Raw genomic sequence first — 13,280 nt, 5'->3', positions numbered from 1 at the left:
CCTGCGCCAATACGGTTACAGCTCGACCCGTTTGATTTTCTTGATCAGATCAGCCTGTGCATGCTCCAGCTTCAACGCGCTGCGATTGATATCCAGTGGATCGATGACCGGCGCTTCGCACTCGGCCTCAAGGTCGTTACACGCCTCGATGACCTGATGCTCGGCGACAATGCGCGCCGCGCCCTTGATCCGATGTGCCAGGTCAGCCAACAACCCGGGATCGCTTTCGGGTATCAGCGAATGCAGCTCCTCCAGATCCTTCTCACAACTCGACAGCGCCTCGCGCAGCAGTTCTTTCATCATGTCGAGATCGCCTCCGGTGAGCTCGGTCAGACGCTCGCGAATCGACCCCAGCTCCTTGATGCCCGCCGCAGGCGGGCTTTCAACTGGCTCGGTTTCGACGTCCTTTTCCCAGCCGGCAAGCAGGGTCGACAAGGTGCTGAGGCTGATCGGTTTGAACAGACAGTCGTCCATCCCCGCCTCTCGGCATTTCACTTTTTCTTCCGGCTGCGCGTTGGCTGTGAAGCCCAGCACGATACACGGCGCTCCACCACTGTCGCGTTCGTCCTGGCGAATGGTGCGGGCCAGTTCGTAGCCGTTCATGACCGGCATGTTGCAGTCCGTGATCACAATGTCGAACGGCTCCGAACGCCACAATGCCAATGCCTGCGCTCCATCGGCAGCATCACGCACCGCCTGGCCAAGAAAGCTGAGCTGCTGCGTCAGCAGCAGACGGTTGGCGCTCTGGTCATCCACTACCAGAATCCGCAGCGTCGGCACTGGCTTGTCCTGGACAACCGAAACAGGCAGCACCTTGCCGCCGAGCGGACTGAGGATATTGAAGAACAGCGACACTTCCAGGCAGGTGCCTTTGCCCAGCGTACTGGTGATGTTCAGTCGCCCGCCCATCAACTCGCACAACGAACGTGAAATCGCCAATCCCAGACCGGTGCCGCCCCGGTTCGAGGGGCCGTGATTGGCTTGCGAAAACGGCTGGAACAGGTTCTGCAGATCAGCGCTGGAAATGCCGATGCCGGTATCCTCGACTTTGAGATCGACCTGCAAACGTTCGTCAGCAAGGCGTTGGCCGCGAATCGAGACGCTGACATGCCCGGTATCGGTAAACTTGATGGCATTGCCGACCAGATTCGAGAGCACCTGCTGGAAGCGCATCGGATCAACCAGTACGTCACAGCCGACTGTGGCGTCGATATCGAGCTTCAATACCAGACTCTTCTGCCTGGCCAAGCCGTCGAACACCCGCGCCACGGACTCCACAAGTTCGCGCAGGTTGGCACGTTTGGGCGAAAGACTGACATGCCCAGACTCGATGCGAACCACATCGAGGATATCGCCGATCAGCTCCAGCAGGCCTTTCGCCGAGTCGTAGGCCACTTCAATCGCCGGTCGATCGAAGTGGCCCTGCTCGGCGCGCTTGAGGGTGAGTTCGAGCATGCCGATCACGGCACTCATCGGCGTACGGATCTCGTGGCTCATGGTCGCGAGGAACGTGGTTTTGGCGCGGCTTGACTCATCGGCCAGCTCTTTCGCCGAACGCAACTCCTCGATCAGTTCGCGGCGTTCGCTGATGTCGATCCAGCCGCAGATCACGCCTCTGACTTCCCCCGTCGTGTCGTGATAAGGCTGGATCCAGTGATAAATGATCAGCCGCGTTTCACCAACATGCAGCGTGCGATCCACCTCGTAAGGTTCGTCCCGCTCGATGACGCGCAGATAGTCATCGTGAAATTGCAACGCTTCCTGGCGATTGCGCTTGCCGCTTTCGAGCACGGTCTTGCCGATCACGTCTTTTTCCAAAAGGCCAAACGTCTGCAGATAATTGTTATTGCAGGTGACAAGCCGACCTTCCCGATCGCGTACGTAAATGGGATGCGGCGTGCCGTTGATCAGCGCCCCCATGAACTTCAGTTGATCGCCGAGCAAGCGCTCTGCCCGACTGCGTTCGCGGATCTGCCGGCGAATATAGAAATTCCACGCCAGCGATCCGAGGATAATCAAGAAGGCACCAGCGCTGATTTGATAGATCAACACCTTGTAATCGCGCCACGACAGTCCCGAGAACGCGGCAATGGGACGCCAACGGTTGAGAATCACGTCCAGCTCGTCTGGTGGAATGCTCAGCAGGGCCTTGTTCAGAATGCTGACCAGTTCGGTATCGGCGCGCCGGGCGGCGAAGGCGAGGAAACCTTTGTTCATGCCGACGATGTTGGAGATGCGCAAACTGTCGCTGTAGATGTGAGCGATGTAATAGCGCGCACTGTGCAGCGTGGTAATCATCGCGTCTGCTCGCCCATCCTTCACGTCAGCCAGAGCGCCGAGCACTGTCTCGTTGTCGACAATTTCAATGTCGGGATAATCCTTGAGCAGCTCACGCTCCGCCGAGCTCTCGGGGACGGCGACGCGCTTGCCGCGTAGCTCCTGCAGGCTTGAAGGCGCGCCAGCGTCCTTGGCGGTGACGATCACAAAAGGACTGGCGAGGAACGGGTGGGTGAAACGCATACCGACTTCACGGGAGACGGTTGGCGTCAGCAACGAGATATCGGCGCTGCCATCCAGCAGGCGTGTGCTCAAGCTGGAAAAGCTGTCGGTGCGCTTCACATCGATCTGCAAACCAGTGCGCCGCTGAATCAGTTCCAGCAGATCGGCGCCGATTCCGCCAAAGTTGCCATCGCCATCAAAGAACGCAAATGGCGCCTGATCGTCATTGATCACGAACCGCGCGACCGGGTGCAGCTCAAGCCAGCGTGCTTCGCCGGGTGTCAGGTCAATACGTTTGGGGGTCAGTGCCCCGCCGCCACCGGACCAGCGTTTGGTGATTTCGGCTATCTTGCCCTCACCCATCGACTCGATGACCGAGTCGATCAGACGCAGCAGTTGATCATTACCTCGGCGCAGGGCAAAGCTGAAACCGTTGGTTTGCGTTTTGACGAACGAGTGCAGGCGCACATAGTTGAAGTAGTTGAGGTTGATCAGATAGTTGCTGGACACCGTATCGCCCAGAAACAGATCGACTTTGCCAAACGCCAGCGCGGCCAGTGCCAACTCGTTCGATGGAAAAAGTACGAACTCGGCATTGGGATACAAACCATGGAGCTGACTGGATGGCAGGTAATCGTCGGCAACCGCAATACGCAAACCGGCCAGATTGGCCGGCATCGGTCGCCGATCATCGCCGCGCATGAACATTGCCGGCACGTCTTCGACATAAGGCTTGCTGAGCGTAACGAGGCCGTCGATCAACTCGAAACTGTTGGAGCTGCCCAACATGTCGATGTCGCCACGTTCAAGCGCCGCCATGGCATCGCGACGGTCGGGATATGCCTTGACGGTAACTTCGACATGCAGGGCCTGACCGATAATGCAGGCGATGTCGGCGGCAATCCCCTCATAACGCGTACCGCTGGCGGTCATGACATAGGGCGGGAAATCCGGAAGCGCCGATCCCAATACGAGGCTGCGTTTCTGCCGCAGCCAACTCCAGTCTTCATTGCCCAGATCGACCTGCAGCGTCTTGCAGTCTGATCGACCGAACACCTGCAGAGTGCGCGGCTCTGCTGCCCACAACGACCCGCTACCGAATACGAAAAGCACACTGACGAGCAAAACACCGCGCAACAGTTGAAACATAAGCGTGTTATCCCTGGTTATCGGCTGTCAGGCTGTGCTGCAACTTGAACAGCTCTGCATCACCACGAATGCCAAGCTTTTTGAAAGCGGCCTGTTTTTGCCCACTGATGGTTTTGCGACTGCGCGAAAACTTCAAAGCGATCTGCGTCACCCCCATACCCTCGAGGCAGCAGCGCAAGACTTCTTTCTCTTTCGGCGAGAGCAAAGGATTGCTCAGGAAATCGTCGCTGTGCGCCACACCGTCATCATTGGCACCAGCAGGCTCATCGACCGACACAGGCAGCACATCAAGTTCGAAGGCCATTGCCGGCGACAGGTACAACTGGCCGGACGCTGCGCAGCGGATGCCCGTGATCAGGTCATCGACTGGCTGGGACTTGCCGAAGAATCCACTGACGCCCGCTCCGATCGCCATGTTCACCACCGCCGGGCGCTCTTCAGAGGATGAGACGAGGATGCGCATGTCTGGATATTGCTTGCGCAGCAGGCGAATCAGATTAAGCCCGTCCAGCTCGCCATCGTGCAGCTTGTAGTCGAGTATCAGCAGGTCGATGTCGACCTCGCGCAATCCAGCGAGCAACTGCGCGCTGCTCCCGTACACACCCACGACACTGAACTCGGCTTCGCGCGTCAACCGCGATTTCATCGCCAGACGTATGAGCGAGTGATCATCAAGGATGGCAACGCGTAACGGATTCACGACTGACCAATGCATGAGCAGCTCCATGATGAGGAGGGTTGAAGGATCATCAGCACTTGGCAACCGCAGCCGATCCCGGGCATCACCGAAGCTTTCAGGTGCATCTGATTGATTTCTCGGCACATGATGATTGTTTTAAAGACACGACGAAATAGGGCTTTGTCCCAAAAGTCAGACCGCGAGCGCGCATCAAAGGTCGGACGTACCTATTGCGCGGCGCCAGGACGACTTTTGACCCTCGAAGCGCCAATCGACCAGGTGCGCCCAATTCATGGGTCGAGCATAGAAGAAGCCCTGCCCCCACTGGCAACCGAGTCGAGCCAGGTGATGAACCTGGTCTGCGGTTTCAATACCTTCTGCGACCACACGCATGTCCAGCTCGCGCGCCAGGGCCAAGGCACCGTGGATGACCGCACTGTAGCGAGCCTGCTGGAAATTCTGCACGAAGCCGGCGTCGAGTTTGATTTCGTTGAACGGCATCTGACACAGTCGCTCCAGCGAAGAATAGCCGACACCGAAATCATCGATCGCCAGGCTGAAGCCGAGCATGCGCAGACGCACCATGTTTTCCATGCTGATCTCGGGCATCTGCAGCAGGCCGGTTTCCGTCAGCTCGAATATGAGCCCGGCTGGCGAGGCGCCGTGAATGCGCAACAGTGCCTTGATTCGATCGACAAGGTTCGGGTTGGCCATCTGCGTGACGTCGAGATTGAAGGCGAGCTTGAACGGCTTGCCGTGGGACTGCACAAAACGCTGCAGACTCAGTCCTTGCGTGAGCAGGCTGAAAAACATTTCGTCGAGCAGCCCGCAACGCTCGATCGTGGGCAGGAACATACCCGGTGAAAGTAACCCGCGACTGGGGCTTTGCCAGCGCACCAGCACCTCGGCGCCATCCACCTCACCACTGCGCAGATGAAACTTGGGCTGGAAGTACGCGCGAAATTCCTGCCGGCGTATCGCTTCGAGCACTTCGTTCTCCGTAGGCTGATCGAGATGACTTTCCGCCAGTTTGACATCGACCTGGCTGTGCGGGCGATAGCGCGCCAGCAATGGCGCCAGCACATCGACCATCAACGGCTTTGCGACACTGCCGAGCAATTCCAGGCCCTGCAACGTGACAATTCGATCAACCGTGCGCAACAAGTCTTCAGGCAGTGAACTGCAGATGATCACTGCGCGAATCAATCCAGCCTCTCTCGCCAGGCGCAAAAAGGTCAAACCATCCATCCCGGCCATGCTCAGGTCACACAACGCAACGTCCACGCCCCCTGCCTGGGAGATCACAGCCAGCGCATCTTTGCCGTCAGCCGCCTGAAAGATATTTTTGTAACCCAGACTATTAAGCGCGCTGACCGCAGCCGTGCGCTGGAAGGCGTGATCTTCCAATACCAATATACGAAGCGTGTTCACAAACCGGGAACCTCTTTCTATCAGCTATTAATAGCAAAACATCTGAACTATCTTTCAAGCAGAAAGAACACCGACAAACTTTGCACTGACTGAGAATTTCTGCATCCGCGAATACTAACCAAATAGAACCCGCGCGACTTTAAGAATTGTCTCATTTGGTCTGCCGTAAATTAACTGAAGATATAAATACTCACTTCCGATATTGCTGACTTGCTCGCACTTGCTACGATTTAAGACAAATCTCAAAGACCCATCGCTATCACCGACCTAACATGGCCTGGCATTTCAATGCAGCACTTCACAATAACTTCGGATATAAACATGAAAAAGTTCGCTTTCGCAGTACTCACTCTTTCCGTACTGGCTGCCTCCACTGGTGCACTGGCTGAAGAAGAAGCCGCTAAAGCCGTCAAGGGCGGCAGCGGTCAAATCAGCTTCACCGGCGTCATCAACAACGATGCGTGCTCGGTAGATGGCGCTTCGGGTAACGACAAGATGATTGCCGTGGACATGGGCAGCGTATCGATCAAAGACATGGGCACCGATTCTGCCCCGGGTGCTGGTCGCGTGGCTGCCAATGATTTCAACCTGAAAGTGAACTGCAACGCCGGCACCAAGGTGTCGATGCTGTTCAAACCAACCGTCAACGGCGGTTCGGGCCTGGTTGATGGCAAGAAAGTTCTCAAGCTGCAAGGTACTGATGCGGCCAAAGGCGTAGGTATCGCGCTGCTGGACAGCAACGGCCAGTTGATCGACCTGAGTTCCGAAGCCACAGCCAAAGTTCAGACCAGCCTGACTGGCGACGGCACCACTGGCGGCGACGGCACCCTGTCGTTCGCAGCCGCTTACGTCACCACCGGCGACAAGGCCACCGCTACTGCAGGTACCGGTAACGCCACTCTGCCGTTCGTTCTCGAATACGAATAAGCAGCGCGCAATACCTGGACGGGGCCGCTGTGCCTCGTCCTTCCCGACCAGATCAATCGGTGAAAACTATGTTAAGTCGCTATTTTCCGCTGTGTCTGGGGCTTGCCGGGGTGTTGATGACGCACTCGGCATTCGCCAGCATCTCCTTGAGTTCCACCCGGGTCATCTTCGATGGCGCGCACAAAGAGGCAAACGTCACCGTGCGCAACGGCGGGCAAACCATCCTGGCGCAATCGTGGCTGGATGCCGGCGACACCGCTGGCAGCGCGCCGCCATTTGCGGTGACTCCACCGCTGGCCCGACTCGAACCCAATCAACAGCAACTGTTGAGGATTCTCTATGAGGGCCGGGGCATGCCTGCAGACAAAGAGTCGGTGGTGTGGCTGAACGTGCAGGAAATCCCTCAGGCCAGTGCTGCCGATGTCAACACCCTGCAACTGGCGGTGCGTCAGCGCATCAAGGTTTTTTTTCGCCCGAACGGACTGACCGGTGACGCCGCGCAAGCGCCGGTGCAACTTGTATGGCAATTGGTCACGCAAGCTGGCAAGTCGGTACTGAAAGTAAAAAACCAGAGTAATTACCATGTGTCGCTGGCCGACCTGAAAGTCGCTGCAGGAAAAAAAGCAGAGTTGGTGATTGATTCGACAATGATCGTTCCGGGCGAAGTTCGTTCATTCAACTTGAAAGAGTTGCCACCTGGATCTCCGCGCCTGACGTTTTCAGCCATTAACGATTACGGCGCACAACAACGATTCGATGCACCACTCAGCGCTACCGAAAGTCATGCCGAGCGCGTGAAAGATGCATCCGCCCAGTAACTTCCCCGCCCCACCCCGCCAATTCACAAGCTATTTACGAGTTCCGGACTCCGGTTGAAGCAACACGGACTGATAAGGCAAATTGCATGTTTTCCTCCCAACACCACACATCTGCAAGTTGTGTAAAGCATCACGTTGCGCGCCATAAAAACAAAACGGCGTTGGGCTGCCTGCATCCATTGTGCTTTGCCATCAATATGGCCATTTGTGGATTCGCCATGGGTGCCGAAGCCCCCGCCGCGGTAGCGGGTGAGGCGTTCAATACCTTGTTTCTGGAAGGTTCATCTGCGGTCGATCTGCAACCCTTGTTGAATGCCAACAGCGTTCTGCCGGGCCGATATCGCGTTGACGTGTTCAGCAACGGCACGCTGGTCGGTCGTCGCGACGTTGATTTCGCTGCCAACCCGCTCAACGGCAAAGTCGAGCCACGTATCACCCTGGAATTGTTACAGCAGTTGGGCGTAGACATGCGCAAACTGCGTGAGCAAGGCCTGGTTGACGAGCAACGGCCGGCCGATCACTACGATCTTGCGTCGATGATCGAGCAAGCCAGTATCAGTTTTGACGCCAACCGCCTGCGCCTCAATATCAGCGTGCCGCAGGTCGCGATGGCGCGTGGCATGCGCGGCTATGTGGACCCAGAGCTTTGGGACGATGGCGTGGCCGCCGGGTTCATCAACTATCAGTTGAGCAGCACCCGCAGCAAAACCGATTACTCGACGCAAATCTCAAATAACCTGGGTCTGCGCAACGGCATCAACTTCGGTGCCTGGCGTTTGCGCAACGAGTCCAATCTGAGCAGTGCCACCGGCCGGCCCAACCGGTTTGTCAGCAACCGCACGTTCATCCAGCGCGACCTCACGGCGATCAAGGGGCAACTGAGCGCGGGTGAAATCTTTTCCGACTCAGACCTGTTCGACAGCGTGCGCTATCAAGGCGTCAAGGTGGCCTCTGATGAGGGCATGCGCGCAGACAGCGAGCGCGGCTATGCGCCAATCATTCGTGGCGTGGCTGAAACCAATGCGAAGATCGAGGTCCGCCAGGATAACTACATTCTTTACACCACCAACGTACCGCCGGGGCCGTTCGAGATCAGTGATATCTATCCATCGGGCTCCAATGGTGATCTGGAGATCACCGTTGTCGAAGCGGATGGTCGGCGCAAGGTCACCCGACAGGCGTTCTCCGCCTTGCCGACGATGGTGCGTGAGGGTCAATTGAAGTACAGCCTGTCGAGCGGAAAATTCAACAACAACAGCGAGGGCTACGACAAGCCGGCCTTCCTGGGCGGTACTTTCGCCTACGGTTTGACCAGCAACCTGACAGGCATTGCCGGCATTCAGGCCAGCAATGGTTTCAAGGCGCTTTCCGTCGGTGCGGCGAAGAACACTTCGATTGGCGCGATGTCACTGGACCTCACGCAATCGTCTAGCAAGGCATTCGGTAAAACGACCCAGGGCAGCAGCGTACGCGCGCTCTATGCAAAGACCTTCACCGGCACCGATACCAGCTTCACCCTCGCCGCCTATCGTTATTCGACCGAGGGTTACCGCACGCTGACCGACCACGTTCAGGACACCAGCACCGGCGCTACGCGGCGCGCAGGTAACGCCAAAACCCGTACCGACCTCACGGTCAACCAGACCCTGGGTGAAGCGCGCCAGTACGGCTCGCTGTACTTGAATGCCAGTGATCAGCGCTATTGGGATCGCGGTGGTTCGCGCAGCTTTTCTGCCGGTTACAACAATAATTGGCGCGACCTGAACTACAACATCAGTTTGAGTAAAACCGAAGAGTTCGGCGCACGCGGTGACACCACTCACGACACCCAACTGAGCGTTTCGATCTCATTCCCGCTCGGATCGACACCTCGCGCGCCTCGCGCCTATATTTCCAGCAATCATCAGAATACCGGCACCAGTACACAAGCCGGGATCAATGGTTATCTGACTGAAGACAGTGACACCTACTATTCCGTACAGACCGGCCGCAGTGTGCAAGGTGATCGCTCTGGCTCGCTCAGCCTGAGTACCCGCACAGCGATGGGCGATCTGGGATTGGGCTACAGCCGAGGCAGCGGTTATGAATCACAGAACCTGAGCGCGGCCGGATCAATCGTGGCCCACGCGGGGGGAATCAACATGGGCCAGACCGTCGGCGAAACATTCGCACTGGTCGCGGTGCCTGGCATGTCAGGGGTAGAAGTCAGCAGCTACTCCGGCGTAAAAACCGGCCTCAACGGCTATGCCGTCGTTCCAAATGCACAGCCCTATCGCGTGAACTGGGTGACGTTGGATACACGCAATCTCGGCGGTGAAATCGAGTTGGACAACGCCACTCAACAACTCGTACCGAGACGAGGTTCAGTCGTGCTCGCGCGCTTCGAGGGCAGCAAAGGTCGACGGATCCAGTTCGAACTCTACGATGCCGAGGGCAAACCCCTCCCATTCGGAGCCGTACTGATGGACGCCGATGGTAAACAACTGGCGCTTTCCGACCCCACCGGCAAGGCGTTAGCGCTTGTTACCAAAGATCAAGGCATCATCACAATCAAGTGGCAGGGCAAGAGTTGCCCCGCCCCTTACAAGCTGCCAGAAAGGCTAAAGGATTTGAACTATGAGCATTACAGGCTTTCTTGCTCAACCAGCGTAGACACATCGAAATAACACGTTCAATTCGTCAGTCTTAAACGACAAGGCTCTGATCTATTCAGAGCATTGTCGTTTCTGGAGCTCCCTGTTACGACCAAAAACCCTTGTGCGGCTCAGCCGCCTCGCCCTCCAGCATCGGACCCAACACACTGACCTTGCGCTGCCCCTTGGCGAACACCTCGCGGCATGGCAGCGAGAACGTCGGGTTCTCCGGATGGTCACCGGTCAATCCCAGCAACGCATGCTCCGACAAGGCGTAAACCACCCGCCCGATGCCCGTCCAATACACAGCGCCGGCACACATGCAGCAAGGTTCGGCGCTGGTGTACAGCGTGCACAATTCCAGCTCTTGCGGTGACAGCAGTTTTGCCGCTGCTGCGGCCGCCACCAACTCGGCATGCTGAGTCGGATCGCCTTCCGGTGGCATCGAATTGTTCCCGGCTTCAACAATCACCTTGCCGTTGCGATCGGCCACCAATGCCGCGAACGGATGGCGACCGCGTTGTTTCGATGCCTCGGACAAGGCGATGGTCTGGCGCAGCAAGGTCAGATCAAGCTCGCTAACGCCGGCCGGGATGAGCTGAGTGAATTGATTCATGGGTAACTCCTGGGCAGTGGAAAACAAACAGTCAGTCGGCGAGTTCAGCGCCGATGGTTTCAGTGGATTTTTTATCGTTGTTGAGCAGGATGTTGAGGACGATGGCTGTGATCGCACCGAGGAAAATCCCGCTGTCGAGCACCAGTTTCAGGGTCGGGCCGACGTGCTCGAACAGCGCCGGAAAGGACATTGGCAGCACGCCGACGCTCACCGATACGGCGACGATGATGCCGTTGCGAGTGCCCTCGAATTGCACCCGTGACAGTTCCTGAATCCCCGCCACCGTGGTCATGCCAAACATCACGATCGCGCAGCCACCGAGCACTGGCGTCGGCACTGCGGCGATCAATGCACCGAGTTTCGGGAACAGCCCCATCAGCACCATGATTGCCCCGGCCGCGGCCACGACGAAGCGGCTTTTCACGTTCGAAAGCGCGATCAAACCGGTGTTTTGAGTGAAAGCGTTGTAGGGAAAACTGTTGAACAAGCCACCCAGCATGGTCGATAGGCCATCGGCGCGGAACGCGTTGCCGAGGGTCTGTTGCGTGGTGGCTTTGCCGGTCAGTTTGCCGATCGCCAGACAGTTGCCGGTGGTCTCGGCCATGATCACCAGCATCGCCAGGGTCATGATCAGAATCGGCACCGGCGCGAATTCCGGCGCGCCGAAGGCCATTGGCGCACTCAGCTCGAACCACGCCGCTTCGCTGACCCGATTGAAGTGAGTCATGCCGCAAGCCGCTGCGATCAGGCTGCCGACGAACAGGCCAATCAGCACGCTGAGGTTGCCAATGAAACCCTTGAATTTGGCGTAGATCAGCAACGTCACGCTGACCGTGGCCAAGCCCAGCAACAGGTTCGCGGGATTGCCAAAATCCGCCGAATCGGGATTGCCGCCACCCAGCCAGATCGCTGCCGCCGGCATCAGAGAGATGCCGATAATGGTGATCAGACTGCCAATCACCACCGGCGGAAAAAACCGCAGCAAGCGGCTGAACACCGGTGCCAGAGCAATGGTGATAAAGCCTGCCGCGATCACCGCACCGAAAATCTGACTGAGGCCGAATTCCTTGCCGATCATGATCATCGGCGCCAGGGCTATGAACGAGCAGCCCTGAATCAGCGGCAGCCGCGCGCCGAACTTCCAGAAGCCAAGGGTTTGAATCAACGTCGCCACACCCGAGGTCAACAGGTTGGCGTTAATCAGTAAAACGATCTGCGCCGAGGTCAGCCCCATGGCATTGCCGAGAATCAGCGGCACTGCCACCGCTCCCGCGTACATCACCAGCACATGCTGCAAGCCAAACGTGAACAACTGTCGCAGTGGCAAAACCTCGTCCACCGGATGAATGCGTTGTGTAGTCATTTCACACGCTCCTGAAGGTGCGGCATCTGTTGAGATCGCGGGCATGCTCAGGGGCGCTTGAAAGTCAGATCCGCCCCGGAGATCGTTTGACGCGGGGCCATAGTTGAACGTTTATTACGATGAAACAAATTAGCAACCATCGTTTTTTTCGATGGCACAATCAGGCATTCGTTAGCCGCTCCAAACCTTTATTTTCGACCCGGGAGTTCACCGCTTGCGCTTCTCACTCGATCAACTGTTGATGTTCGTCCAAGTGGTCAAAAGCGGATCGTTCTCCGCAGCCGGGCGCCAACTGGGCAAGACCCAATCGACCATCAGCGCGGCGATTGCCAACCTCGAAACCGACCTTGGCGTCGACCTGTTCGACCGCAGCAACCGCAGCCCTGCCCTCACCGCCAGCGGCCATAAATTGCTGGTGCAGGCCGAAGCCGTGCTCGAACGCTGCATGACCTTCGAAGCCCACGCCGATTGCCTGTCGGACAACGTCGAAACCAGCCTGACGCTCGCCATTGAAACGCCGTACGGCCCGATCATGCCGGTGCTCAAAGCCTTCGAAGCCGCGTTCCCCTTCGTCGACCTGATCATCCGCCATCCGGTGTATGGCGACGTCAGCGAACTGGTCAGCAGCGGCGAAGCGGTACTCGGTGTGGCGTTTTCGCAGCCCGGCTACCCCAAGGAACTGGCGTTCCAGCAACTGGGCAAACTGATCATGCTGCACGTCTGCCATCCCGATCATCCACTGGCGCAACTCGATGACGTCACCTTCGACGACCTGCACGTCCATCGCCGCCTGGCCTTCAGCGCCCACGCAAGCAAACTGCCGAGCAGCGAATACCTGCGCTCGACCCAGTTGTGGCAAGCGGAAAGCTATCTGGCGTTATTGGAAATGGTCCGCGCCGGGCTAGGCTGGGCCACCCTGCCCCGGCAGCTTGTTCAGCGTGAACTGGCCAAGGGTGAGCTGGTGGAACTGCAGCTCTCGGCGTATCCGCATACGGACTGGCAGATCGGTGTGGATTTGTTGTGGGCGCGGCAGCGACCGCTGGGCAAGGCCGAGCGGTGGCTGAAGGAGAAATTGCAGGGCAACAAGGTGTATGAGCTGGACCGCAACGGACAGATCACCACACTTTGACGGGGGGGACAAAGAGGCCCGCGAAAGCGGGCCTCG

The 13,280-nt window shown here is 57.8% G+C and carries 9 protein-coding genes; 4 read left to right on the top strand and 5 right to left on the bottom strand.

The features are described from left to right. Positions 1-15: 15 nt before the first annotated feature. The 3 genes from AC1DVF_RS05180 to AC1DVF_RS05170 all read right to left on the bottom strand — a co-directional run bounded on the left by AC1DVF_RS05180 (position 16) and on the right by AC1DVF_RS05170 (position 5,758). A complete protein-coding gene (locus AC1DVF_RS05180; protein ID WP_320336770.1) occupies positions 16-3,648 on the bottom strand; it encodes a transporter substrate-binding domain-containing protein in 3,633 nt (1,210 codons plus the stop codon). Between the two features lie 7 nt (positions 3,649-3,655). Further along, a complete protein-coding gene (locus tag AC1DVF_RS05175; protein ID WP_477782158.1) occupies positions 3,656-4,363 on the bottom strand; it encodes a response regulator in 708 nt (235 codons plus the stop codon). Between the two features lie 174 nt (positions 4,364-4,537). Next, entirely contained in the window at positions 4,538-5,758 is a 1,221-nt protein-coding gene (locus AC1DVF_RS05170; RefSeq protein ID WP_477782157.1) for an EAL domain-containing response regulator, read from the bottom strand. A 321-nt stretch (positions 5,759-6,079) separates the two neighbouring features. Here AC1DVF_RS05170 and AC1DVF_RS05165 point away from each other — a divergent pair, with 321 nt between their 5' ends. The 3 genes from AC1DVF_RS05165 to AC1DVF_RS05155 all read left to right on the top strand — a co-directional run bounded on the left by AC1DVF_RS05165 (position 6,080) and on the right by AC1DVF_RS05155 (position 10,169). Continuing rightward, positions 6,080-6,685, top strand: coding sequence for a fimbrial protein (locus AC1DVF_RS05165; protein ID WP_093431558.1), 606 nt, complete (start codon positions 6,080-6,082; stop codon positions 6,683-6,685). Between the two features lie 68 nt (positions 6,686-6,753). Then, positions 6,754-7,503 carry a fimbrial biogenesis chaperone gene (locus tag AC1DVF_RS05160; RefSeq protein WP_095048991.1) on the top strand — a complete coding sequence of 250 codons (750 nt, stop codon included), beginning with the start codon at positions 6,754-6,756 and terminating at the stop codon, positions 7,501-7,503. Positions 7,504-7,700: 197 nt separating this feature from the next. Beyond that, positions 7,701-10,169, top strand: a complete 2,469-nt coding sequence (locus AC1DVF_RS05155; RefSeq protein WP_460101104.1) for a fimbria/pilus outer membrane usher protein — start codon at positions 7,701-7,703, stop codon at positions 10,167-10,169. A 73-nt stretch (positions 10,170-10,242) separates the two neighbouring features. Here the strand turns inward: AC1DVF_RS05155 and AC1DVF_RS05150 are convergent, their stop codons facing one another. Together AC1DVF_RS05150 and AC1DVF_RS05145 are read right to left on the bottom strand one after the other, a co-directional pair. Beyond that, entirely contained in the window at positions 10,243-10,752 is a 510-nt protein-coding gene (locus AC1DVF_RS05150) for a nucleoside deaminase (protein WP_008077533.1), read from the bottom strand. A 31-nt stretch (positions 10,753-10,783) separates the two neighbouring features. Further along, on the bottom strand, positions 10,784-12,115 hold the full coding sequence (locus AC1DVF_RS05145; RefSeq protein WP_477782156.1) for a nucleobase:cation symporter-2 family protein: 1,332 nt from the start codon (positions 12,113-12,115) through the stop codon (positions 10,784-10,786). A gap of 214 nt (positions 12,116-12,329) precedes the next feature. Between AC1DVF_RS05145 and AC1DVF_RS05140 the strand changes: the two genes are divergently transcribed. Next, the gene (locus AC1DVF_RS05140) at positions 12,330-13,244 is read left to right on the top strand and encodes a LysR family transcriptional regulator (protein WP_186622259.1); all 915 of its coding nucleotides are present in this window, start codon (positions 12,330-12,332) and stop codon (positions 13,242-13,244) included. Positions 13,245-13,280 lie beyond the last annotated feature (36 nt).

The organism is Pseudomonas sp. P4_D7, assembly GCF_056401755.1.
Note: the sequence above shows the minus strand (reverse complement) of the source record. Positions and strands in the feature narration are given on the sequence as shown.